Here is a 23,739-nt window from a genome sequence, read left to right as displayed (position 1 = left end):
ACGCCGGGTCGGCGGCAACCGGAATCGCTTCTGCGATCATGGCGACCACATCGAGGGAAATTCAGCATGGAAACGATCATCGTGCAGCCGCCCGGCCCGTCACGGCCGGGTGAAGCCGGCGCGTCCGGGACCGAGTTACTGCATATGGGGCCGGGCGACGTGGCCGACTTCGGACGCGGGGTACCCGGCGGCCGGGAGGTCTCCATTGTTCTGCCCGATCCCGGGATCTCCCGGCGCGCTGGGCGGCTGGAGGCGGCCGAGGACTACTGGCGGCTGTCGAACTTCAGCCGTGACACCGCGTATGCGGTCGAGAACCTGGAGGGTGCCGGAGAGTACATCACCGTCGCGCCCGGTCGGCTCGGAGTACCGGTGCCCTTCGAGTTCTCCCGAGTCGTCCTGCCCGCGCTGTCCGGGACCGTCGACTTCAAGGTGTTCGCTCCGCAGCACGCCTATCTGGACGAGCAGTCCTCGCCCTGCGCGGAGGAGTCGACCGTGCACCCCTACGCGCTCGATGCGACGGCGAAGTACTTCCTGGTGCTGGTAGCCCTGTGCGAGCCGAGGCTGCGCGCCCCCTCGGACGGCACGCTGCCGGGCGTCGGGGACATCGCGGAGAGGCTCCGCCCGCTGGAGAGCTGTCGTGGGCTGACCCGTTCCGCGGTGAACTACCACATCGACTATCTGACCTTCGCCAAGCTGCGTCTGGACGTCGGCGGCGAGCCCGGAGCGGACGGCAACACCCGCACGGGTGCCAAACGTGCCCGACTCGCCTCACTCGCCCTGCGCTTCGGCCTGGTGCGTGAGGAGCATCTCGCCCTGTTGCCGTCCCGCAGACGGCCCGTCCCGCAGACGAGCGGCGCGTGAGCACGCCAGGTGCCGAGGAGGGTGCCCTCGGGATGCCGCGGCTGCCGACGGGTTTCCGGATCGACGGCTGGGAGTTGGACGCCGTCATCGGGTCGGGCGGCTGGGGGACCATGTACGGCCCGCGCTTTCGCGGACGGCACGGTCGCGGCAGTTTAGGTGCTGCCGACCGGTGCCCTGGCGCCCGGTCAGCGTGCCGCGCTCGGTGAACTGGTCGCCCCCGAGGTGTGGTTCAGCGCCGAAGCGGACCATCCGCACCTCGTACGGACGCATGCCGTGTGCACTGTGGACGCGCCGGTCTGCCCGCGCTGAACGGGGCGATCGCGCTCATCATGGACCGTGCCGAGGCCAGTCTGCGGCAGGCGCTGGACACTGCCGGGACAGGCGGACCGATCCTGGACGCCGTGCGGGTCCTGTTCGGCGTCGCCGCCGGGCTCGCCCATATGGACGGCGCCGGCTGGGTGCACGGCGACCTGCGCCACACCGCCGCGAGCCTCTCGGTCCGGATTGAGCAACTGGCAAGCCCGCGTGGCCGACGCCGGCTGATGCCGGTCGCCGCCGTGGCGCTCGCTGCGGCGTCGGCCGCGATCGCCGGGGCCGCGCTGCTCGGGGGGGGCGACGGAGGCGGGGATGACGACGACTGGGCGCGCGGCACACCGGCCGTCGTCACCGACGCGCACAGCCCGGCCGCCGGGGAGATCCCTCAGGCCTCCGACGTCGCCGAAGCACTGCGGCCGGTCATCGTGAAGGCTGCCCACCGCTGCACCGACGCGGAGGTCACGCCCGCTTTTCTCGCCGCCATGCTCAAGGAGGAGAGCGGTTTCGACGTGAACGCGGCCCGCCCGGCGAGCGAGGAGTACGGCATCGCCATGTCGACGCTGTCGGCGTTCCGGGCCTGGGCGGTCGACGGCGATGGCGATGGCGATGGCGATGGCGACAAGGACTATCGGTCGCCGCCGGCCGCGATCTCCACGATGTCGCTGTACGTGTGCCGGCTCGACCAGCAGTCCAAGAAGGCCGACATGCCTGCCGAGAATCTTCCCGCACTGATGGCGGCCGGCTACCGCACGAGCGACCGCACGGTCATCACGGAGGGCGGCGTCCCCGAACGAGTGCGGCCCCACGTCGAGAAAGTGCTCCGCTGCCTCGCCGCCTACGAGCGGTGAGGCAGCGGAGCTGTCGCTCAAGGCCATTCAGCAGTCCTTGACGTCCGGCATCTTGTTGTCGGGCGAGTTGATGTAGATGTTGGAGATCCAGCCGTTGTACTGCGGGAGGTACGCCCACCACTCGTTGGTGTACGGCGGTACCCTGACCTCCTCACCCCTTGCCTGGCAGCTCACCAACACCTCGACGCCTGCGGGGAGTTGGGTGATCGGCGAGGTGTCCGTGTCGGGGTTGGGACGGACGTTCACATGGTCGCTCCACGTGCCGTACCACCATCCCGCGGCCCGCGCGGCTCCGGGGACGTTCAGGGAGCGGGTCAACCGGCCGATATCCGTGTACGCCTTCCCGTACGACGTGCCGACGGGATGCAGCGTGAACACGGCCACGATGGAGCGGTCACCGGCGCCGACGGTGCCCGTGCTGTGCAGCGCAGGCCGGGTCAGGTCCACGCCCGCGGGGGCGGCCGGTGCCGGGCTCGCGGTGCCCGTCGCGGTAGCGGCGCGCGGCGGGCCGCAGGTGCCTTTCTCGTACGAGGACCCAGCCCAACCCTGCTTCACCGCCCAAGGTTTCTCGAACGCCCCGGCGACACCGAAGTGCTGGTCGAACCTGTCCGAGGCGCAGCGGGTGGACTGGCGCAGGTTCCCCATCACGAAGTCGCGCATGGGGCCGGGCGCCGAGTCCAGGAGGTAGCGGTAGATCGTCACCGTGTCGCGAGCGGAGAGCGCGGTGTAGCCCCAGTAGCCCTCGTAGCCGGTGGGCGGTGGTGCCGTGTCCTTGAGGCCGAGGCGGCTCACCATGCGGGTGATGATCGCCGTACCGCCGTTGTCCGACCAGTAGTTGTTGGCCGCGTCGTCGTTGCTGCTGCGCAGCATCGGCTCCAGCCATGCCCGGTCGGCTGAGGGCACGGTGTAGTCGGGGCCCCGGTTCCACAGGTAGTCCAGCGCCAGGAGCAGCTTGACGACCGAGGCGGAGCGGAAGCCCGCGCTGGAGTTGAACTGCTCGGTGAAGGTACCGGTCCGCCGGTCGAAGACGGCGACCCCGGCGCTGACGCCGGCGGGCACCTCGACGGACGCGGCACGGGGCTGCACGGGCTGCCCAGCCGGGGTGTCGGCGGCTGCGGGCCCGGCCGCGCCGCCGATCAGCAGCAGCGCGGCGGCAGCGAGAAGACGGAGCTTCACAGGTAGTGCTCCCTGAGATCGATCGAGTTGCGGAGGAGACGACGTGGTGTGGCTCGGCTGCGGTTGTCGACCGGGATCTGATGTCCGATCGTCGTCCCAGGCGTTGGCACGCCAGTGATACAGGCGTCCTGGAACGAGACAGGCGCATGGGCCCTGTAGGGCGTCCCAGACCTTGACGTAGGCGATGTCGTCGTTCGCCCGGTCACCCACATACAGGGTGGCGGAGCCGAATTGGCAGAAGGTGGTCCGGCCGTCGTTGAGGACGGCCTGCTGTTCGTCGCAGTTGTTGTACGTCTCGAATGACGAGATCGCGGAGCGCGACAGGCCGGTGTCGAGAAGGCGGCCTGCTGCGTCACATGGGCCGTGGTCTCCCCGTACACGTGGGTCATGTCGCCGCCGAGGTCTCCGTGCCTCCCTGTCGTAGCCGGCCCTGACGGGGCGGCGGAGGCCGCCGCCCCGTCAGTCCGATGAAACTCCACGGCCACGGTGAGACGCGTCATGACCACGTACTTCTGTCGTGCCGTGGCAACGCGCGTTCTCACCCTGGTGGTCAGGGTGTTCGTGGGACGTCCTGCCCGGTGGTCCGCCTCACCACCAGGTGGAGCACTGGACCACGCCGTTCGACTTCAGCGAGCCGCATACACGGAACTGGTAAGCCGAGTCGTTGCTGGTCCGCCGGAAAGGAGTGGTCAGGCTCTGCTTAGCCGTCCCGACCGTGAAGGGCCCGCACTGGAGCCACGGGGACTGGGCGTTGGGCTCGCCGATTCGCGCCTTCCAGTCCATCCACAGGTTGTCGCCCGGGTGGGTGGTACCGCTGATCTTGCCGAAGCCGATCTGCGTGTCGTCCCACACGCCCTTCTCCAGGGTGAGTACCACGCCGTCGCCCAGCTGGACAGTTCTGGGCTTCGCCGTGTCCCCGGACGCGTCGTCCGGGTGGTCGTGGAATCCGTTGGCGCCTTTGACGCAGTCGACGGTCCCGGCCCGCGCCACGACGGTGCCGCCCGCGAGGGTGACTCCCGCGGTGAGTACCACCAGCGCGGCGGCCGAGGCGAGAGTGGGCCTCAGTGTGAATGCGAACATCGTCATCCGGTCCTTTCGGAAGAGAAATGAAGCGCCAGCGCGGGGAGCCGCGCGGCCGTGGTCAGCAACTGTCGGTCCACGAGTGCGAGGCGATGTTGTTGTAGAGCGGCTGGCCGTTGCCGGTGCCCCAGTGGTCGAAGTGCTCGGCGTGGATCGACAGGTCCAGCCAGTGGTCGCCCTGGCCGAGGCAGGCGTACGAACCGCCCTGGTCGATGCCCCAGTAGAGGTTGACGTCGTCGTACGACCCGCTGTAGCCGGTGTTCTCCAGCGAGGTCGCACGATTTTTCATGCTCAGCCTGAGTGAGGGCGCGGGGCGCGGCCGTGGTGGGGCCGGGGTTGGCGGTCGCCGGGGTGGCGGCCTCTACGGCCGGGGGTCCAGGGGTGCACGCCGTCAAGGCCGGCACCGCCAGGCTCAAACAGACGGCGGAAGCTGCCGCGACCCGCCCGGTGCGTCCGATCATGCTCTCTCCCCCATTCCGACATTCCGAAGACGTTCGCCAGCAACGCCCTGAACGCTAGGAGGACGAACGCGTCGGCGGTCCTGACATACGTCAGGGCCACCGGCGGACCGCGCGGGAAAGAATCAAGGAAAGGAGGTCAGCGGAACACCATCACCGCGAGGTACGCCGTGCCCCGCGTACCGAAGAACGGGTGGCGTCCCGCCATGTGGTGTAACGGATCAAGGCGCCGGAATTCGCAGGTCATCGCCGCGCATGGTGTTGACGGCAGATCAGCCGCTACGCGACCCGGGAGCCGTGTCCCATGGGGGGCCGACGCGCGGCTTACCGGAGCGCGTCGAGCGAGGTCTCTTACACCACGAAGCGGGACACGACCGAAGAACGACCGAAGTTGAGCCGCGCCGCTCCCACTCAGCACGGTCAGGCGGCGGTCGCCACTTCCCCACAGAGCAGGCGGACCGGCCGGACGGCGACGTCCGGCGCGAGCTCGGCGGATCCACTCGCGCAGAGGATCCGCTCGTTCGCCGATGCGGACCAGGTGCTTGCCATACGCGGCTTGAAGGCTTCTCCGGGCATCCCAGGTCCGAAGACCTTCGATACCCGGACTTACCTGAGACAGGACAAGCGGCGCCGAGGCGTTGTACGCAGCCACCAGGCCGTTTGGTCTCGGCCCTCGCTCTCAGCGCCGTCGGCCACCGCAGGCCCGGGTGACTACCCCAGGCGTCGCCATGGCGTCCCAGCAGGTCGATGCTAGAGCAGCCGACAACTTGAACGCCGGCATCGTCGGCGTCTCATCGCAGGCCCTCAGTCCTTGCCCATGCACCGCCGCCTGCCTCTACACCGACACCTTCTTTGGTGGACGAATGTTCGGGCTGTATCAGTGCGGGCGCTACACCCTTACCAACTGGGACGGCTGGGGGTCGGTCTACAACAACCAGACCCGTCACCCGCGGCCTCCCGTGTGCAGAACCGATCCGCCGTCACTCGATCGAGAGTAATTGTCAATTCCTGTGGATCGCTGATTTAGGGCAAGGGGTTGGTGCCTTCGATGACCTGCGACCTGGAGGCCAAGGTTCCCGACTTGAGATGCTGAACGCCCTGTCCTCGGAGCGTCACGAAGGCGGTAAGGCCAGTGTCGAGTTCGGCCACTCGATGCCCGTAGACGACGGCCTGCGTCAGCGCCAGGTCGATTGCTTGGGCTGAACCGCTGAGCCGGTTGAAGCGGACACCGCGACGGACCGGTCCCCGCAGGCAGCGCACATGGACAGTGGCCTGTTCGAGGGATGCGACGATGACCCGTTCAATCCGCAGTTCTACGCTGCTACGACGACTGCCGGGGCCGGGGATCTCGCTCACGCGGCTGCCCCCTCTCGCTCGACCAGGACGCCGTTCTTGAACCGGGTACCGCGCGGACCAGAGGGACGAGGTGGGCGCCGGTGGGCGCCGGTGATCGCGCGCCAGCGGGCCTGGGCCGACTCGACGAGCTTGAACACCATCGCGAGGGCCGCGGCCGGGCTTCCGGCGCCGCGGGTGACCTTGGTGCGGAGCTTGACGGTGGAGAACGTCGACTCGATCGGGTTCATGGTCCGCAGGTGGATCCAGTGCTCGGCCGGGAAGTCGTAGAACGCCAGCAGTTCCTCGGCGTCGTCGGTGATCTTCGCAACGACCTTGGGCCACTTGGCGCCGTAGGTGCGCGCGAACGCCTCGATCGCCTTCTCGGCGTGGGCCCGGTCCTCGGCGTGGTAGATCTCCTGCATCGCCTTCGTCGCGCCCGGCTGAGCGGACTTCGGAAGGCAGTTCGTGACATTGCGGGCCTTGTGGACCCAGCACCGCTGATGCCGGGCCGCCGGGAACACCTCGGCCAGCGCCTTCCACAGTCCCATCGCACCGTCGCCGACGACCAGCCACGCAATCCGCGCACAGGCTGGAGACGAAGGCGTACCCGGAGCTGGAGACCCGCCCGTCCCGTCCCGTCACGTCTGCCGGGACGGGAGCGCCTGCGTCCCAGAGAACGGCTCGCCGATCGGGTCGGGGCCGCCCAGCCGGCCGGCGAGGTGAAGTGGTCGGTGACCGGGCTGTTGTCCGGCCGGCCGACCTCGAACTCCCCACCGTCCACCGACATCCGCCGCCTGCGCATCGGATCACGCAACGGTGAAGTCGGCGGCCTTGGTGACGAGCTTCGTGTCGCCGTCCTTCGCGGTGGCCAGCACGGCGACGTGCCACACACCACGCTCGGACGTCTCGGCGTCGGCGCGGGTCACGGGAACCGTGTAGGTGCAGCGCACGGTGTCCCCGCCCGACGGCTTGCACACGGCCGACTCCACGGAAGCCATGTCCTTGGCGGTCAGCCCCTGCTTGGCGAAGAAAGACGAGTTCGACGGCCAGGCCAGGACCTTCACGCCCTTGACACCGGCGGACGCCGTGACGTCAGTGGTGAAGGTCAACGAGCCGGCACGGTCACCGACAGGAGCCGCATAACGGGCGGCACTGTGCGCCACCGAAAGAGGCTGCTCCCCGGCATAGGCGAGAGCAAAGGCTCCGGCACCACCGAGAACGACGACACCGGCAGCCACAGCCAGAACGATACGACGCGCCATGAGAAATTCCCCCAACAGGATCAGCAGCTTCGGACCGGCGCTCTTGTCCGCGCCGTTGCACCAATCCTGTCCGCCCGGCAGCCGCCGGGAATGAGCACACGTACTCAACTCCCGCCTGAGTAACAGCTGTTCGGCAATGAGAACGAACGCGCGGGACCGGCAGACCTACAGGGCTGCGTCCGACTCGGCGGCGCGGGCATGGTTGCGGGCCGCGATCAGGCCGGTGTCCGGGGGTTGGTGGCGGGGACGCCGAGGGCGAGCAGGGCGGTGTCGTCGTCGAGTCCGTCGGCGAAGCTGTGAAGCAGGCCGATCAGGGCCTGGATGACGGCTTGCGGGGTTGTACCGGCGTGATCGGCGGCGAAGGCGAGGAGCGCTTCGTCTCCGAAGAAGGCGGTGCGGTCCTCGCCGATGCGGGCCTCGGTGAGGCCGTCGGTGTAGAGAAGGAGCGTGTCGCCAGGGGCGAGGACGGTGGTGGCGGTGACGAAGTGCGCGTCGGGCAGGACGCCGACAAGGAGACCGCCGGGGGTGGGCAGGAAGGCGGCGGTGCCGTCGGCGCGCAGGACGAGGACCGGTGGATGGCCACCCGAGGCGAGCCGGACGGCGACGTGACCGGTCGTGGGGTCGGGTTCGAGGAGTCCGAAGACGGCGGTGCAGTAGCGCGGGTCGCCGCTGCCGGAGTAACGCTCGTGCAGCACCTTGTTGAGCGTCGACAGCGCGGCGATCGGGTCGGAGTCGTGCAGAGCCGCGGCGCGCAGGGTGTAGCGCGTCAGCGAGGTGACGGCGGCGGCCTGGGGGCCCTTGCCGCACACGTCCCCGAGGAAGAAGGCGAAGCGTTTCCCGTCGACGGGGAAGACGTCGTAGAAGTCGCCGCCGAGCCGGTCGGGGGAGGCTGTGTGGTAGTGGGCGGCCGTCTCCACGCCGGGCACCGGCGGCAGGGTGGCGGGAAGCAGCGACTGCTGGAGCACGGCCAGGGCCTCTTGGAGGCGGGCGCGGTCTGCCTCGGCCTGTCTGCGTGCTTCTTCGGCCACCTTCCGGCCGCGCAGGAGTTCCTCCTCGTAGGCACGGCGGTCCCGGGCGTCGAAGACGGTGCTGCGGATCAGCAGCGGCTCGCCGTTGGCGCCCTGCTTGACGACGGAGGAGATCAGCACGGGCATCCGGGCGCCGTCGGCCTGCTTGATCTCCAGGGCGATTCCGCCGATCTGGCCCTGCATCCGCAGCAGCGGCGCGAAGTGCGTCTCGTGGTAGAGCTTGCCGCCCACGGTCAGCAGGTCGGTGAACCGCATCCGCCCCACCACCGCGTCCCGCTCCAGGCCGAGCCAGCCCAGCAGCGTGGAGTTGATCTTCGCTATGGTGCCGTCCATCAGCGTGGACAGGTATCCGCACGGCGCGTTCTCGTACAGCTCCTCGGCACCGTCCTCCAGCAGTGCGGCGAACGCCGCGTTCGCGGTTCTCTCCTCGCTCGTGCCGTGCGGGTCGGGCTGCTGCCCGGTACGGCACATCAACGCAGGCCCGCCAGGAAGTCGGTGAGTGCTTCGTTGGTGGCCTCGGGTGCGGACAGGTGCGGGCAGTGCCCGGTGGCATCGAGGGTGATCAGCGTCGAGCCGGGGATCGCCTGGTGGACGAAGGCGCCCACCTCCCGGGGAGCGATGACGTCGTGGGCGCATTCCAGCACCAGTGTCGGCACGCTCACGCTCTTCAGCTCGTCCCTCGAATCCGACAGGAACGTGGTCCGGGCGAAGACGCGCGCCATGGCGGGGTCGGTGGCGCAGAAACTGTTCGTCAGCTCGTCGCCGAGCTCGGGACGCTCCGCGTTCCCCATGATCACCGGTGCCATCGCCGCCGACCAGCCCAGGTAGTTCGACTCCAGGGATCCCAGCAGCTCATCGATGTCCTCCGCACTGAACCCGCCCCGGTAGCTCTCCTCGTCGATATAACGCGGAGACGGGGCGACCATCACGAGCGCCCCGATGCGCTCCGGAGCCAGGCCGGCGGCCAGCACTCCGATCATCGCGCTGACCGAGTGCCCCACGAACACCGCGTCATGCAGGTCCAGTGCCTGACAGAGCTCGACCACGTCGCGGGCGTAGCCGTCGAGGGAGGCGTAACGCTCCTCCGAGAAAGCGGACGGTTCAGCGCGGCCTGAACCCACGTAGTCGAACAGCACCACTCGGTAGTCCTCGACGAGAGCCGGCACCGTCAGCCGCCACATGTTCTGATCGCAGCCGAACCCGTGAGCCAGCACCACCGTCGGCCCCTGGGGGTTGCCGATGACGTTGACGTTGTTCCTGCGGCTGATGTCCATCCGGCCAGTCTCCCAGGTCCCGCTCATCCTTCCGCCGAGGCTGCCCATTGGTTCCACGACCCGTACAACGCCCCCACAACGCCGAGCGGCCGAATCGAAGCGGGCCCGGCAAGCCCATGAACAAGCCGACAGCGGGTAGGCGAAACCATGCGAGAGCGACAACCCGCGATGAAGAAAAAACGATCCACGGGAAGAGTTCTATGGTCATCCCACGTAAAACCCGGGCATCGGAGGAACAGGCACCGACGGCTTTGCGATACAGCGCCGCCTGGGACACGACAGACGCGTCGCTCACGGACGCCCGAGCGGCCGTGCGCACGCTGCTGGCCGATGCCGGCCACGACCCCGACCACCGACCGAGCCAGGACGCCCAGCTCGTCGTCAGTGAGCTGGTCACCAACGCGCTGCGCCACGCACCCGGTCCGGGCGGCCTGGCGCTGGAGGTGACACCCGACGCAGCCCTGCTGCGCATCACCGTGCGCGACAGCTCCCCCCGGCCACCCGAACTGCGCGCGTACGACGTCCGTCGCGTCGGCGGGCACGGACTTCAGTTGGTCACCCGTCTGTGCGACCAGTTGCACACCATCGGCCTGGAGACCGGCAAGCAGATCGTCGCCCACCTGAGCCTGCCACGGCCCGTCGGCTAGCCGGCCAGGACCAACCGGGTGGTGGGGCGCTGGAACGCCCCGGGCGAGCGGCCCGGAGAGCGGGGCCCCGCCGAAGGTCGCGACAAGCGGCGGCCGGTCGGCTCGTGGGGTTGGAGGGTTCAGCCCGTCAGCCCAGTCGCCTCGACGCCCGTTGGAGAAGTGTCCGCAGGACCTGGCAGAACGGCGACGTCGGGCTCACCCCCGGCTTCGACGGCGACACCGAGGCGGCGCTCGGCTCCATTCAGAGCGACCACGCCCGACATGCCCGCCGAGAAGGACCTCTACTTCCCGCCGGAGGACGAGGCCTGGGCCGTCAGTCACATACCGGGCGCCGAACTCCGGGTGATCCCCGCCATCTGGGGCCACTTCGCCGGTCACGACAGCAATCCCAAGGACACCGAGTTCATCGACGCGGGTCTGAAGGAACTGCTGGCCAAGCCGGGCGGGCTGGCATGACCAGGGCCACCGGCCGCATCAGACTGCCCCACGAGGTCAGCGCGTCGATCGTCGCCTTCGCGACCGTCTTCCGTCCTGCGGGGCGGGAAGTGTCCGTCCCAGGCGGGCGAGCGGGGAGATCGCCATCAGCACGGGTGACAGCAGCATCCCTGCGGCTGTCACCAGGAGGCTGGTGCGCAGTCCCCACTCCTGTGCCAGGAATCCGCCGAGCAGCGAGCCGAACGGGGCCAGCCCCATGCCCACAAACGTGATCGTCGCCGCGGCGCGGCCCTGCATCCCGTCCGGAGTGACGGCCTGCCGGACGGCCATGACCGTGACAGTCACCAACTGACTGCCGGTCCCGAACACGAAGCCGGCCGCCAGCAGCACGGGAACGGTCACCGCGGGGGAACCGTCCAGCGCGGGCACGCAGAGGAACGCGCCGTCGCCGAGTGCCGCCGCGGTGACGAGTACCGTGCCATGGCCGAACCGGCTCGGCAGGCGGGCAGCCAGCATCGAGCCCAGGAGCGCGCCGGGCCCCGTGGCGGCGAGCGCAAGCCCGACGGCGGTTCCCGACAGGTGCAGTTCGCGCGGCAGGAAGAGCAGGTAGACGGTCATCACGGCCGCGAAGGAGAACTGGAAGGCGGCCGAGGCGAGACACACGGCTCGCAGCGAGGGGTCGCCGACGACGAAACGGAGGCCATCATGAATCCGCCGCCCCAACCGAGGAGGGCGTTCCGAGTGCTCCGGGATCGCTTCGGTCCGGCGGATCCGGCGGATCGACAGAAACGACAGCGCGAAGAACAGCGCGCTGGACGCGGCAGCGATGGGCGCCGACAGGATGGAGACCAACGCACCGCCGAGGGCGGGGCCGCCGATCTGGGCCGCGGACCGGCTGCCCTCGAGCGCGCTGTTGCCCCGCACCAACTGCTCGCGTGTCACCAACCGTACGAGAGACGACTGGTACGCCACGTCGAAGAACACGGACAGGGCACCGACGGCGAAGGCGACCACGAACAGCTCCGGCAGGCCGAGCCGGCCGAAGAGGCCGGCCACCGCGGCGGCGCCCAGCGTCAGGGTCCGGCCGATGTCCGTCAACACCATCACCGTGCGGGTCCGCCATCTGTCGACCCACGCGCCGACGAAGAGCGAGAGCAACAGGACCGGCGCCTGCCCCACGGCGCGGAGAACACCCAACTGGTCGGCACCGGCGTCGAGCGTCAGAACGGCGAAGAGCGGGAGAACCACCAAGGTCGCGTGCTCGCCGAGTTGGGAGGCCGTCTGACCCACCCACAGTCTGCGGAAGTCGCGGTCCCGCCACAGGCTCGGCGGAACAGGTCGACCGGAATCGGGTACGGCGGAAGATGCGGACGGCACGGCGATCCCCTTGGTTGCCTCGTACGACGCCCGCCGGCCGGCGTACGGAAGGCGCACCGGATACAGGCGGGGAAGGCTCGCTGTGCCACAACATCAAGGGCAGCACGCGATGACTGGCCGATCTGGGCCTACGACGTCAACGCGCGCCTGGACGACCGGGCATGTCCTGGCTCCTCATGGGTTGCTCGCTGGAGCCTGACACTAGCCCGCGGCGGCCCGGCACGAAAGGCGATTTCCCCGGCGCACACGCGGACCCAGCACGGTGTGGTTCGGGCGATGGTGTGGTGTCGGCCCGCCCGGTTGCCGGGCTGACAGGATGGCGGCATGGAACGTGTGCTGGGAATCGGTGGGTACTTCATGCGGGCGTCCGACCCTACGGCCCTGAACGCGTGGTATCGCGATTGTCTGGGCCTGGGCGCCGATGAGAACGGCCTGTGGCGTCAGGGAGCAGGGCCGACGGTGTTCGCGACGTTCGAGTCCGAGACCGACTACTTCGGGTCCCGCACCCAGCAGACCATGCTCAACTTCCGGGTACGCGACCTGGATGCGATGCTCGCGCAACTACGCGCCAATGGGGCGGACGTCGCCGACGGTACGCAGGACATGGACGGTGTCGGTCGATTCGGCTGGGTCACCGATCCTGAGGGCAACCGAATCGAGTTGTGGCAGCCCGCCTGACCGCTTCCGGACGAACCCGACGGCCCGGTTCGGCTCCTCGGCGCGCGACGCCGCGATCCCGGCGGCCGGCGGCCGGGACATCTCCCCGGGCCAGGGCAGCGGCCTCGCGCAGGAGGTCCCGGCCGGCCTGAAGCCGTCCGGCCGGGCCTAGGCCACTGGGCACCGATGTTTGAGACACGCTTTACGCGGCACACGCAACTGCGGCCCACGCCGTCGCCGTCTCACAGTGCGGCAGGCTCGTCAGGGCCACAGAGCGAGAGAGCGGGGCAAGTCGTGCGACGGCGCAAGGGCAGCATAGGGATCGCACTCGTCACGGGCGTGATGCTGGTGGGCGCGAGTGCCTGCGGCGGGGGCGGCAGTGACAAGGCGAGCGGCGACGACGCGAAGGCCCCGGGAAACCCCAAGGCGAGCTCGTCGCCGTCACCGACTAAGCCCGCGGGCCCGCCGATGCTGCTGGAGACGATCACCCCGCAGACGGGAACCACGGTAGGCGTGGCCATGCCCATCTCGGTGGTCTTCACGAACCCGGTGGCGGCCAAGGCGCGGGCCACGGTCGAGAAGCACATGAAGGTGAGCACTTCGCAGCCGGTGGCCGGCGCCTGGCACTGGTTCGGCGACCAGCGCGCAGACTGGCGCCCCAAGACTTACTGGCCCTCCGGCACGACGGTGAAGATCGACGCCGACATGAAGGGCGTCAGCAACGGCAACGGACGTTTCGGCGTACACGGATACACGCACACCTTCAAGATCGGTGACGATGTGCGCGCGGATGTCTCGGTGACCGGACACACCATGAAGGTGACCCGGAACGGCGCGCCGGTGCGCACCCTGTCGATCAACGCGGGCAGCGCCGAGTATCCGACGTGGAACGGCACGATGGCCGTCATCGACAAGCAGGAGAAGGTCCACATGACCTCCTGCAGCGTCGGTATCAGCTGCGACAAGGGCAGCCCCGACTACTACGACCTGACACTCCCCTGGGACGTCCACCTGACCCAGTCCGGCACCTACGTGCACTACTCGACCGGCGACCCGAACCCGGGCGGCGGCAGTGCCCGCGGCTCACACGGCTGCGTCCATCTGTCCATGTCGGACGCCAAGTGGTTCTACGACCAGGTCAAGCAGGGCGATCCCATAACCGTCACCGGCTCACCGCGCGCCAAAGCCTCGCCCGACAACGGCTACGCCGACTTCAACCTGGGATGGACCCAGTGGCTCGCGGGCAGCGCCGCCGGTGAGGACACGACCGCGACGCTGTGACGCGCTGCGGCGGCGAGGAAGGGCTTCACTCGGTGCCGCCGACCCCTGAGAAAGCGACGATCCACAGCCGGTCGTGCGTGGTTGGGGGTCTTCGTGCCCATGGTGCGTGCGGCGACGCGATGATCGCCTCACCAGCGGGCGAACTGCTCCTCCCGCATCGACAGTTCACCGGCGCGGCCCGGCCACCCGGCAGCCCGACCGTACGCGGGCTCAGCTCCAAGTGGCGCTCCTTGACGAATCTCCCAGCTCACTGAGGGGAACGTTGCTGGTCATGCTCCCCAGCATGAGTGCGCGCCCTGCGGCCGGACCGGCTGGGGCCGGCGCTCGGCGCCGCGATGCTGATCATGGGCGGTGGGCTGGCGACGTACACCTGTGTCACTCCGTGGCCGACCTGCCGTACAGGCGCCCGGAAGGCGCGGTTCCGCTCGTCCGTGTCGCCTTCTCCTTCGGCGTCGGCTCCCTGGGCGGTATCACCAGCGGGGGCCGCCTGGGGGACCGCCGCCCGATGGACCACCACCCCCACCGCCGCCCCGGCCACCGCTACGACAGGCCCTCGACCTGCCCGTCGCCTATGTGCGGGCGACGGGCTCCCTGCGTACCCACGACGAACGCCTGCGACTCCTGCTCACCGATCGGCCTCGGTCTCGGAACCCGCAGGCCCGAGGCGGCTGTCTCCATCACCGCGGAGATCATCGGGCAGGTCAATCAGGTCATGGGCCCGGACCCTGGCCCAGATCACCGGCAGAGCCCGCGCCGGGAACGCCGAGAAGTGACGACGATCGGCGCCCTCGCTGGGGCTCTCAGCCGGCAGCAACCCGCTCCGGATCGTCGGCCGGCGTCCCGACGCGCAGCCACCGGTACCCGTAGGCGGGCAGTTCGACGCTGAGCAGACCGTCGTCGGACACCGTGAGCCCGGCGTGGTCCTCGGCAAGGAGGTCGGTCAGCCTGTCACCGGGTGCGGTCTCCGGGAGCCGCAGTCGTACGGTGAGGGAGCGGCCCGCGAAGTTGTGCAGGGCCAGGACCCTCCCGTCCGGGGTACAGCTGATGTGGGCGAGCACGGAACGCTCCCCCGTCTCCACAAGGCGGTACTCGCCCCAGGCCAGCTCGGGAGCTTCCCGGTAGCGCTCGACGAACAGCCGTATCCGGCTCAGGAGCGAGCCGGGGTCGCGGCTCTGCTCGTACACGTTCACCTTCTGGGGTGCGTACGCGCCGTCCGCCAGCGGGTTCGGGAAGGTGTCCGGCGCGGCCGTGGAGTAGCCGGCGCCATCCTGCGGGGTCCACTGCATGGGGGTGCGTACCGCCTGGCGGCCCTCGGCGGCCAGGTTCTCGCCCATGCCGATCTCCTCACCGTAGAAGAGCACGGGGGTGCCCGGCAGGGTGAAGAGGAGGCTGTAGGCGAGTTCGATACGGCGCCGGTCACCGTCGACCATGGGAGGCAGCCTGCGTCGCAGCCCCCGGTCGTACAGTTGCATGTCCTTGTCCGGGCCGAAGGCGGCGAAGACCTCGGCACGTTCGTCGTCGCTCAGCTTGTCGAGGGTGAGTTCGTCGTGGTTGCGAACGAAGGTGGCCCAGTGGGCGTCGCGCGGGGCGGCGGGGCGATCACGCAGCGAGGCGGCCAGCGGCCCCGCCTCCTCGCGTGCCATCGACAGGTACATCTGCTGCATCCCGACGAAGTCGAAGCACATGGTGAGTTCGTCGCCTCGGTCCGAGTCGGGATCGCCGAAGAACCGGACGAGGTCGCCGTAGGGCAGGTTCACCTCGCCGAGCAGCACCGACTCACCGTTGCGGCGGCCGAGGAAGGCGCGCAGGTCGGCGAGGTACTCGTGCGGGTCCGGCAGCGCGCCGGCGTCGTCCTGGCCGTCCGTCTCCAGCAGGAAGGGCACGGCGTCGACCCGGAACCCGGACAGTCCGAGCTGCGTCCAGAAACCCATGATGCGGGCTATCTCGTCCCGTACCTCGGGGTTGGCGACGTTGAGGTCGGGCTGCTCCTTGTAGAAGCGGTGCAAGTAGTACTGGCCGCTGCCTTCGTCGTACTCCCACACGCTGTCCTCCGCGTCGGGGAAGACCACGCCTTCGGGGCTGTCCTCGGGAGGCTCGTCCTGCCAGACGTACCAGTCACGGTGGGCCGAGTCCCGGCCGGAGCGGGCGTCCTGGAACCAGGGGTGGTGCTCGGAGGTGTGGTTGACCACGAGGTCGGCGATCACGCGTATGCCGCGGTCCTTGGCCGTGCGGACGAACTCGGTGAAGTCGCCCAGGGTTCCCAGGCGGGGGTCGACACCGTAGAAGTCGGTGATGTCGTATCCGTCGTCACGTTCCCGGGTCGGGTAGAAGGGCATCAGCCACACACATGTCACGCCGAGGCGGACCAGATGGTCGATGCGCTGGGTGAGGCCCGCGAAGTCGCCGATCCCGTCTCCGTTGCCGTCCTGGTACGTCTCGACGTCGAGGCAGTACACCACCGCGTTCTTCCACCACAGGTCGGATGTGCGGGTCAGACGCATCGGTACTCCTTCGCCGTGGCGGGAAGCGGGCGGGTGACGTCGAGTCGGGGCAGTACCTCGGCGCCGAACGTGTCGATGAACGAGGCCTGTTCACGGCCCACGTGGTGGAGCATCACGGTGTCGAACCCGAGGTCTGCGTACTCCTGGAGCCAGGCGGTGTGCCGACCGAGGTCCGACGACACGTTGACCGTGCCCGCCACCTGTTCCGGCGTGACGTGCTCGCTGACGACGTCGAACAGTTCCACGGAGTCCAGGTCCCAACTGACCGGGGGCGTATGCACGTTGGTCCGCCACTGGTCGTGTGCCAGCGCCAGGGCATGGTCCTCGTCGGGTGCCCAGCTCAGATGCACCTGGAGATGCAGGGGCCCGCGGCCACCCGCGTCCCGATAGGCGTCGGCGATCTCGCGCAGCCGTTTTGGCGGGGCGTTGACCGTGATGAGGCCGTCGGCCCACTCGGCGCACCAGGCGGCGGTGGCCGTGCTGCACGCGGCTCCGATGAGCGGCGGCACTTCGGCCGGCAGCGTCCACAGCCGGGCCCGGTCCACGGTCACCAGTCCGTCGTGGCTGACCTCCTCCCCTCCCAGCAGTGCGCGGATGATGTCGACGCATTCCCGCAGGCGGGCGTTGCGCAGATCCTTGCGCGGCCAGGGGGCGCCGGTGATGTGCTCGTTGGAGGCCTCACCGCTGCCGAGCGCCGCCCAGAAGCGGCCCGGGTACATCGACGCGAGGCCGGCGATCGCCTGGGCGACGATCGCGGGATGATAGCGCTGCCCCGGCGCGTTCACCACGCCGAACGGCATCCGGTCAGTGGCCTGGAGCGCGGCACCGAGCCAGGACCAGGCGAATCCCGACTCGCCCTGACGGACACTCCAGGGTGAGAAGTGATCCGAGCACATGGCGGCGGTGAATCCCGCGCGTTCGGCGTGCACCACGGCGTCGAGCAGGCCTGCGGGCGGGATCTGTTCGTGCGAGGCGTGCAATCCGTAGACAGTCATGTCCCGGCGGGTACCCCCGCGATTGATCCTCAGCGGTGATGCCACAGGGCTGATCCCGGCAGCCCGCGGGAGGCGGGCTGCCGGGATCAGTGGACGTGCGCCTACTTGGGCTTGATCGCGTCCTTGGCCTTCTCCTTGGCGGCACGCAGGTCTCCCTTGGTCTCCTCGGCCTCTCCCTTGGCCTTCAGAGACTCGTTGCCCACGGCACCGCCGACCACCTTCTTGACCTTGCCCTTGGCCTGCTCGCCCTTGGCCTGACTCTTTTCGTCGGCAGCCACAGTCACTCACTCCTGTCTCGCTCGAAAGAACCTTCCTTCCCCCGTGTCGCCTGAGATTCCTCTCTCAAACGGGTCTCTGGGCACGCAAAAATTGCTTCATAGGACTGTTCGGCCACACCACACCGACCCGGGAATCCGGTGCTCACCTGCGCGGCGATCCCGCCCGCGACCTCCACGGCGATCTCGATCGCCCGCGCCGCGAGTGGGGAGTGAGTGCCATGCGCCTGCCACAGCAGGAAGATCTCGCGTGGCGGTAGTCCTGGCTTGAGCTCGTGGACACACAGTGACGCATCGGAGCCGATGTCGGCGCTGAGGAGGGCGAGTTGCGGCAGGATCGCCGAACCCATACCGGCGCGCACCATCGACAGCACGGTCTCGTTGCCCGCGGTGCGGAACACGATGTGCGGCCGAACACCGGCCCGTGTGAGCGCCTGCTCCATCCGGGCCTGGTCGCAGATCGGCGGGTGCGCCACCATCGGTACGCCGTCGAGTCGGGCCGGGTGCACCGGCCCGTCGGGAAACGTGCCGCGGCGGGCCACCAGCAGGTAGGGATCGTCGAGCAGTTTGCGGTGTTCGACGTCGCCGTCGACACGGCCGTCGAAGAACATCAGGTCGAGCTCCCGGACTTCCGGCCGGTCGGTCTCCTCCTCGAACAGCCTGATGTCGCAGCCGGGATGCTCGTCCCGAAGCTCTCGTACGACCAGCGGCAGGATGACGTTGGACACGCTCTGGAAGGTGCCGATGTCGACCCGGCCGTCGCCGGCCTTGAACCGGTCGACGGCTGCCGCCATCGCCTGGGCCTTCGCGAGCAACTCGCGTCCGTGTGCCAGCAGCACTGTGCCGAGTGGGGTGATCCGCACCGGTTTCGGCCCGCCCGGCCGGTCGAACACGGCACCGCCGACGGCCTTCTCCAAAGCCGCGATCTGCTGGCTCACCGTCGACTGGGTGTACCCGAGCCGTCCGGCCGCCCGCCCGAAAGACCCCTCGTCGGCCACGGCGGCCATCGCGGCGAGGTGCCGCAGTTCAACATCGGACATGAGCCCACCATAGCCAATAGCATCGCAAAACGCGATTGAATTGATCGAAATCAATCGCTTTTCACGATGAATCTCCAAGTCTAGCGTGATGTTCATGACCGATCACCATCACCTTTCGCACGGAGAGAAGCTCGTCGAGATCGACGATGTCGAGCTGTGCTTCGAGACCTTCGGGAACCCCGCTGACCCGGCGATCCTGCTCATCGACGGTGCGACCGCCTCGATGCTCTGGTGGGAAGCCGAGTTGTGCGAACAGATCGCGCGCGGCGACCGGTTCGTGATCCGCTACGACAACCGGGACACCGGCAGATCCACCAGCTACCCGCCGGGGCGCCCTGGCTACGTGTTCACCGACCTGGCCGGGGATGCGCTCGGCATCCTGGACGCCCTGGACGTCGAGCGCGCACACATCGTCTGCCGGTCCATGTCCGGCGGAATCGGGCTCATCATCGGGGTGGACCACCCCGACCGGGTGGAGTCACTGACGTTCGTCTCCACCTCCACGGGCCAGGACGGTCTCCCAGCGCCGTCGGCCGAGCTCGCCAGCGGCGTCCCCGCCGACCCGGACCCCGCCGATTCCGGCGCGGTGGTGGACTTCGTCGTCGCATCGGCAAAGGCGTGCTCGGGAGGCTCGCCCTACTTCGACGAGACCGCCGCGCGCACGCTGGTCGAGCGGGACGTGGCCCGCACTCGCGACATCGCGTCCACCCTCGTCAACCACTACGCGATGGCCTTCGAGGGGTCGTCCCGCGACTTCGCCTACATCGACGCACCGACCCTGGTGGTGCACGGCGACCACGACCCGGTTTTCCCGCTCCCCCACGGACACGCGCTGTGCGACGCGATTCCCGGATCGACACTGCTGGTCCTGGAAGGCGCCGGGCACGACCTGCCGAAGCCGCTGTGGGACGTGTTCGTTCCGGCCCTGCTCCAGCACACCCGAGGCGGCCGGCGATGACCCGGTTCCGGTCGGCGCTCTGGCTGCCGATCTTCGACGCTCGCCGACCCGGTGGTGGTCGCACGTCTGGCCGCCGAGGCGGAGGAGGCCGGCTGGCACGGCGTGTTCGTATGGGACCACCTCCGCTGGCGGGAGCCGGTCCGGCAGGTGGCCGACCCGTGGATCACGCTGGCCGCGATCGCCACCGCCACCGAACGCCTGCGGTTCGGCCCCATGGTCACACCCCTTGCCCGGCGTCGGCCGGCCAAGGTCGCCAGGGAAACCGCGACCCTGGACCGGCTCGGCGACGGCCGCCTCACACTCGGTGTCGGTCTCGGCAGCGATCGCTTCGCCGCCGAGTTGTCCGCGACCGGCGAGGAACTCGACGACCGGCGGCGGGGCCAGATGCTCGACGAGGCACTGGAGATTCTCACCGCCGCGTGGTCCGGCAGGCCGGTGCACCATCCCAGCCGGCACTACACCGTCGACGGCATCTCCTTCCTGCCCCGACCGGTTCAGCGCCCCGGCGTGCCGGTGTGGGCCGCGGGACTTCCCGGTAACGTCAAACCACTGCGGCGCGCCGCCCGGCACGACGGTTTCGTCCCGGTCAATCTCGAACACCCGGACCAGCTCGCCGACGTCGTCACCACCATCAGCGGTCTCCGCCGGCCAAGGACGACCTCGTACGACATCGCCGTACCTCTCCCACCCGGCGCCGATCCTGGTCCCTACGCAAAGGCGGGCGCCACGTGGTGGCTGGCGGAGTTCGCACCGGAGACAGTGTCACTGGACCAGGTGAGAGGCGTACTCCACGACGGTCCGGTCGACATCGACATCGACATCGACATCGAGAGGATCAGGTGACGGTGATGTCCGACCTGTTCGACTACGACGCGGAACTGCGCCCGCACAACGGACTCTTCCGCGCCGCTGCCCGCGTCGGTCCTGGTGACCGTGTGCTCGACATCGGCTGCGGCACAGGTCAGTCCACGCGCGAGGCTGCCCGCGCCACCATCACCGGAAGCGCGGTAGGCGTCGATCTCTCCGCACCCATGCTCGAACGGGCCCGTCGGCTGAGCGACGAGCAGGGACTGACCAACATCACCTATGAGCAGGCGGACGCCCAGGTTCACCGCTTTCCGCCGACGCACTTCGACCTCTGCATCAGCAGGTTCGGCACGATGTTCTTCACCGACCCGGTCGCCGCGTTCACGAACATCGGGCGCGCTCTGCGCCCCGGCGCGCGCCTGGTGCTGCTGGTCTGGCAGGAGCGTGACCGCAATGAGTGGGCCACCGCTATCCGCCGTACCCTCACCGGCACATCAGCCGCACCCCACGGTCCGGACCCGTTCTCGCTCGCCGACCCGGCCGTCACGGAGGGCATCCTGACGGCGGCCGGCTTCACGGAGGTCAGCTTCACCGACGTGCACGAGCCCGTCTGCTACGGCCCGGACAGCGCCACCGCCTTCAACGCCGTGCTCCGCCTGTGGGAAGTCAAAGACCTCCTTGCCGCACTCGACGCCACGGCCACCGAGCAGGCACGCACACGGCTACGCACCATCCTCGACGCCCACAACACCGACGGCGGCGTGTACTTCGACTCGCGTGCCTGGATCGTCACAGCGCGCCACAGTCGCTGACCATCGGCACCTGAGGTGCGAGGAGTCCACCACGCACCGGGCCCGGTCCAGCCGTGAGTCCACGTTCAACTCGGCCTCCAACGCCTCACGTCACGCCCGGGCCGAAACCCTGTACCAGGGCTGCGCGGTCAGGCCGCTCAGGTGCCGGCGATCAGCGTGCTCCTCGTCGTCGCGCAACCCCCTGTCACACCGCTGGGGCCAGGTGTTACGTCCACTGGTGGCCGGGGGGGTCCAGGGCGAAGCCTGGTTTCGGTTCGGCGTGGACGTCCGCGCCCCTCCCCCACTCCCTGGACGAGTGCATCCGGAGTCGGGGATGATCAGTGGCATGCGGACGGTCCTGCGCGGAGCCCTGGTGACGCTTCGGCCGGCGACGGTGGACGATATCCCGTCTCTGGTCGCTATCCGGAGCACGCCCGAGGTGTACGCGCGTTGGCGGGGTGGCGACGACCTGACGGCCGCCGTGGCCGAGGAGCTCGAAGATCCCGGGGCGCAGACCTTCGCGATCGAGCACGGCGGCCGGGTGGCCGGCGCGGTCCAGTGGGGCGCCGAGGACGAGCCGGACTACCGGCACGCCAACATCGACATCTATCTCGACCCCGCGGTGCACGGGCGCGGCCTCGGCACTGACGCCGTCCGTACCCTGGCACGCCATCTGATCGATGATCACGGATTCCGCCGGCTGGTGATCGACCCGGCCGCAGACAATGCCGCTGCGATCCGGTGCTACCACAAGGTCGGCTTCCGCCCGGTGGGCATCATGCGGCAGTACGAGCGCGGCCCGGACGGCAGCTGGCACGACGGGCTGCTGATGGACCTGCTGGCGGAGGAGCTGGAGTAGGTCTGCCGTTCGGCCATGGTCCGGCCAGCGCGACCTGCGACGGCCACGGTGTACCAGTGGACGCCCCCGCGTGCTTGTCGGCCCGTGGGAGCAGTCCGCTGCAGGAAACGGTCAGGCGAGTCATCGCCCGGGGGTGGTCCGTCCCGTTCCTGACGCTCGTGAGGCGTCGGTGAGGTCGGCTCCGGTTGCCGCGTCACGATGGGAGTGGACGGTGCCGTGCCAGTCCAGGCACATGACGGTCGCGTCGTCCTGCAGGTGGCCGTCGTTGGCGTCGACGATCGCCCCGATGAGGGTGCGGGCGGCTTCGCGTGGATGCAGTGCGCGGGTGCGCACGATCAGGTCGGACAGATCGAGGCTGCCCGCGTTGCGCTCCAGCATGCCGTCGGTCAGCATCACCAGCCGGTCGCCCGGCCGCAGGTCCAACGACTGGACCTGGTAGGTGTGTGGGATGGGGAAGCCGAACGGCGTGTCGATCTTCGGGGTGATTTCCTGTACCTGTCCATCTCGCATCCGCAGCGGCCAGGGGTGCCCGGCGTTGACGAACTCGGTCTTGCCGTCGATCAGGCTGATACGCAGGAGTTGGCCGGTGACGTAGCCCTGGCGGCCGTGCTCGTGCATGGCCTGGTCGGCCTGGCGGGCCTGTTCGGCGAGGTCGGCACCGGCTCGCCGTGCCCGCCGCAGGGCGCCCACCAGGAGGCTGGCCAGCAGCGCGGCGTCAACATCGTGCCCCATGGCGTCGGTGACGGAGAGCTGAACACTGTCCCGGTCGATGACGTAGTCGAAGGTGTCGCCCCCCACGTGGTCGGCCGGTTCCAGCGCCCCGGCGACCGCGAACTGCGCGGCCTCGCACGCCAGCGAATCCGGGAGCAGCCGGTGCTGGATCTCCGCGGCCAGGCTCAGCGGAGTGGTGCGGCGGCCCCACTGGTACACGTCGGTGTAGGACCGGTTCGCGATGACGATGTACGCCAGCGCGTGAGCGGTCTCGCCGATCTCCCGCATCACCTCCGCGTCCGGCGCCACGGGCAGGAACAGTTCGAGGAGCCCGATGGCGTCCCCGCGGTTGGTCACCGGGGCGACGATCCGCACCAGCGCGCCCTCGCCCTTGTCCTCCAGGCTCGGCCTTTGGGTGCGGATGACGTCGTCGTACAGGGTGCCCCGCAGCTTGATCCGCCGGGCGGGTTCGTCGGTATCGACGCTGCCGGCCGCCCCCAGCCGTACGACTGAGCTACCGGTGAAGTCGGTGATCAGGAACGACACCGACACGGCCCCGATGTGCTCCTTGAGCATGCGCGCGACCACGTCGAGGGACTCCACCGGCGCCGCGGCCTCCGCCGCCTCCAGCGTCCCCGCCAGAGTCATCGCCCTGCCCAGGCGACTATCGTCTTCGGGAAGACGAAAGACCTGCCCGCCGTCCGGCGCTCTTGCGGTCACAGCGACTCCCTCAATTGCTCGATCACGCTCGGGACGCTGCCCCGCATA

The 23,739-nt window shown here is 69.2% G+C and carries 26 protein-coding genes and 1 pseudogene; 11 read left to right on the top strand and 16 right to left on the bottom strand.

Going from position 1 to position 23,739, the window contains the following annotated elements:
• The first annotated feature begins 66 nt into the window (after positions 1-66).
• The 3 genes from G3I56_RS15535 to G3I56_RS15530 all read left to right on the top strand — a co-directional run bounded on the left by G3I56_RS15535 (position 67) and on the right by G3I56_RS15530 (position 2,024).
• Complete coding sequence (locus G3I56_RS15535) at positions 67-861, top strand: serine/threonine protein kinase (RefSeq protein WP_164409564.1); 795 nt, start codon at positions 67-69, stop codon at positions 859-861.
• 156 nt (positions 862-1,017) lie between these two features.
• Entirely contained in the window at positions 1,018-1,170 is a 153-nt protein-coding gene (locus tag G3I56_RS43830; protein ID WP_239134912.1) for a hypothetical protein, read from the top strand.
• On the top strand, positions 1,137-2,024 hold the full coding sequence (locus tag G3I56_RS15530; protein WP_239134911.1) for a hypothetical protein: 888 nt from the start codon (positions 1,137-1,139) through the stop codon (positions 2,022-2,024). The genes G3I56_RS43830 and G3I56_RS15530 overlap by 34 nt, the downstream gene beginning before the upstream one ends.
• Positions 2,025-2,051: 27 nt before the next feature.
• On the opposite strand, the gene G3I56_RS15525 is transcribed toward G3I56_RS15530, so the two are convergent.
• The 9 genes and pseudogenes from G3I56_RS15525 to G3I56_RS15490 form a co-directional block, all read right to left on the bottom strand.
• Entirely contained in the window at positions 2,052-3,200 is a 1,149-nt protein-coding gene (locus G3I56_RS15525; protein WP_164409563.1) for a hypothetical protein, read from the bottom strand.
• 588 nt (positions 3,201-3,788) lie between these two features.
• Complete coding sequence (locus tag G3I56_RS15520) at positions 3,789-4,280, bottom strand: hypothetical protein (RefSeq protein WP_164409562.1); 492 nt, start codon at positions 4,278-4,280, stop codon at positions 3,789-3,791.
• 61 nt (positions 4,281-4,341) lie between these two features.
• Positions 4,342-4,569 carry a hypothetical protein gene (locus G3I56_RS15515; protein WP_164409561.1) on the bottom strand — a complete coding sequence of 76 codons (228 nt, stop codon included), beginning with the start codon at positions 4,567-4,569 and terminating at the stop codon, positions 4,342-4,344.
• Between the two features lie 589 nt (positions 4,570-5,158).
• A complete protein-coding gene (locus tag G3I56_RS44715; RefSeq protein ID WP_275406728.1) occupies positions 5,159-5,287 on the bottom strand; it encodes a hypothetical protein in 129 nt (42 codons plus the stop codon).
• Positions 5,288-5,761: 474 nt separating this feature from the next.
• On the bottom strand, positions 5,762-6,094 hold the full coding sequence (locus G3I56_RS15510) for a hypothetical protein (RefSeq protein WP_164409560.1): 333 nt from the start codon (positions 6,092-6,094) through the stop codon (positions 5,762-5,764).
• Positions 6,091-6,642 (bottom strand): annotated as a pseudogene (locus G3I56_RS15505) (transposase); the annotation flags it as partial. The gene G3I56_RS15510 and the pseudogene G3I56_RS15505, both read right to left, overlap by 4 nt.
• A gap of 237 nt (positions 6,643-6,879) precedes the next feature.
• Positions 6,880-7,335 carry a DUF5707 domain-containing protein gene (locus tag G3I56_RS15500; RefSeq protein WP_164409559.1) on the bottom strand — a complete coding sequence of 152 codons (456 nt, stop codon included), beginning with the start codon at positions 7,333-7,335 and terminating at the stop codon, positions 6,880-6,882.
• A 215-nt stretch (positions 7,336-7,550) separates the two neighbouring features.
• Complete coding sequence (locus tag G3I56_RS15495; RefSeq protein ID WP_164409558.1) at positions 7,551-8,834, bottom strand: SpoIIE family protein phosphatase; 1,284 nt, start codon at positions 8,832-8,834, stop codon at positions 7,551-7,553.
• Positions 8,834-9,637 (bottom strand): alpha/beta hydrolase, encoded by an 804-nt coding sequence (locus G3I56_RS15490; protein ID WP_164409557.1) that lies wholly within the window; start codon positions 9,635-9,637, stop codon positions 8,834-8,836. The genes G3I56_RS15495 and G3I56_RS15490 overlap by 1 nt, the downstream gene beginning before the upstream one ends.
• Before the next feature lie 251 nt (positions 9,638-9,888).
• Here G3I56_RS15490 and G3I56_RS15485 point away from each other — a divergent pair, with 251 nt between their 5' ends.
• Both G3I56_RS15485 and G3I56_RS15480 read left to right on the top strand, forming a co-directional pair.
• Positions 9,889-10,284, top strand: a complete 396-nt coding sequence (locus G3I56_RS15485; protein WP_239134910.1) for an ATP-binding protein — start codon at positions 9,889-9,891, stop codon at positions 10,282-10,284.
• Positions 10,285-10,545: 261 nt separating this feature from the next.
• The gene (locus G3I56_RS15480) at positions 10,546-10,740 is read left to right on the top strand and encodes a hypothetical protein (RefSeq protein ID WP_203689946.1); all 195 of its coding nucleotides are present in this window, start codon (positions 10,546-10,548) and stop codon (positions 10,738-10,740) included.
• A gap of 36 nt (positions 10,741-10,776) precedes the next feature.
• Here the strand turns inward: G3I56_RS15480 and G3I56_RS15475 are convergent, their stop codons facing one another.
• Positions 10,777-12,096 (bottom strand): MFS transporter, encoded by a 1,320-nt coding sequence (locus tag G3I56_RS15475; protein WP_164409555.1) that lies wholly within the window; start codon positions 12,094-12,096, stop codon positions 10,777-10,779.
• A gap of 324 nt (positions 12,097-12,420) precedes the next feature.
• Between G3I56_RS15475 and G3I56_RS15470 the strand changes: the two genes are divergently transcribed.
• Both G3I56_RS15470 and G3I56_RS15465 read left to right on the top strand, forming a co-directional pair.
• On the top strand, positions 12,421-12,774 hold the full coding sequence (locus G3I56_RS15470) for a VOC family protein (protein WP_164409554.1): 354 nt from the start codon (positions 12,421-12,423) through the stop codon (positions 12,772-12,774).
• Positions 12,775-13,095: 321 nt separating this feature from the next.
• Positions 13,096-14,034, top strand: coding sequence for a L,D-transpeptidase (locus tag G3I56_RS15465; protein ID WP_164409680.1), 939 nt, complete (start codon positions 13,096-13,098; stop codon positions 14,032-14,034).
• Positions 14,035-14,574: 540 nt separating this feature from the next.
• Here the strand turns inward: G3I56_RS15465 and G3I56_RS15460 are convergent.
• The 5 genes from G3I56_RS15460 to G3I56_RS15440 all read right to left on the bottom strand — a co-directional run bounded on the left by G3I56_RS15460 (position 14,575) and on the right by G3I56_RS15440 (position 18,941).
• The gene (locus G3I56_RS15460; RefSeq protein WP_164409553.1) at positions 14,575-14,715 is read right to left on the bottom strand and encodes a hypothetical protein; all 141 of its coding nucleotides are present in this window, start codon (positions 14,713-14,715) and stop codon (positions 14,575-14,577) included.
• Between the two features lie 119 nt (positions 14,716-14,834).
• Entirely contained in the window at positions 14,835-16,535 is a 1,701-nt protein-coding gene (locus G3I56_RS15455; RefSeq protein ID WP_164409552.1) for an alpha-amylase family protein, read from the bottom strand.
• The gene (locus tag G3I56_RS15450) at positions 16,526-17,530 is read right to left on the bottom strand and encodes a TIGR03885 family FMN-dependent LLM class oxidoreductase (protein WP_164409551.1); all 1,005 of its coding nucleotides are present in this window, start codon (positions 17,528-17,530) and stop codon (positions 16,526-16,528) included. Before G3I56_RS15450 ends, G3I56_RS15455 begins: the two co-directional genes overlap by 10 nt.
• Before the next feature lie 101 nt (positions 17,531-17,631).
• A complete protein-coding gene (locus G3I56_RS15445) occupies positions 17,632-17,808 on the bottom strand; it encodes a CsbD family protein (protein WP_164409550.1) in 177 nt (58 codons plus the stop codon).
• 2 nt (positions 17,809-17,810) lie between these two features.
• The gene (locus G3I56_RS15440) at positions 17,811-18,941 is read right to left on the bottom strand and encodes a LysR family transcriptional regulator (RefSeq protein ID WP_239134909.1); all 1,131 of its coding nucleotides are present in this window, start codon (positions 18,939-18,941) and stop codon (positions 17,811-17,813) included.
• Here G3I56_RS15440 and G3I56_RS15435 point away from each other — a divergent pair.
• From G3I56_RS15435 to G3I56_RS15420, 4 genes are all read left to right on the top strand, one after another.
• A complete protein-coding gene (locus G3I56_RS15435; protein WP_164409549.1) occupies positions 18,940-19,803 on the top strand; it encodes an alpha/beta hydrolase in 864 nt (287 codons plus the stop codon). The genes G3I56_RS15440 and G3I56_RS15435 overlap by 2 nt on opposite strands.
• Before the next feature lie 51 nt (positions 19,804-19,854).
• Entirely contained in the window at positions 19,855-20,646 is a 792-nt protein-coding gene (locus G3I56_RS15430; protein WP_343239948.1) for an LLM class flavin-dependent oxidoreductase, read from the top strand.
• Between the two features lie 5 nt (positions 20,647-20,651).
• Positions 20,652-21,422, top strand: a complete 771-nt coding sequence (locus tag G3I56_RS15425) for a class I SAM-dependent methyltransferase (protein ID WP_164409548.1) — start codon at positions 20,652-20,654, stop codon at positions 21,420-21,422.
• A 325-nt stretch (positions 21,423-21,747) separates the two neighbouring features.
• Positions 21,748-22,260, top strand: coding sequence for a GNAT family protein (locus G3I56_RS15420; protein WP_164409679.1), 513 nt, complete (start codon positions 21,748-21,750; stop codon positions 22,258-22,260).
• Between the two features lie 120 nt (positions 22,261-22,380).
• Here G3I56_RS15420 and G3I56_RS15415 read toward each other — a convergent pair whose 3' ends face one another.
• Complete coding sequence (locus tag G3I56_RS15415; RefSeq protein ID WP_164409678.1) at positions 22,381-23,619, bottom strand: PP2C family protein-serine/threonine phosphatase; 1,239 nt, start codon at positions 23,617-23,619, stop codon at positions 22,381-22,383.
• Between the last annotated feature and the right edge of the window lie 120 nt (positions 23,620-23,739).

The organism is Streptomyces sp. SID12488, assembly GCF_010548275.1.
Classification (GTDB): Bacteria; Actinomycetota; Actinomycetes; order Streptomycetales; family Streptomycetaceae; genus Streptomyces.
Note: the sequence above shows the minus strand (reverse complement) of the source record. Positions and strands in the feature narration are given on the sequence as shown.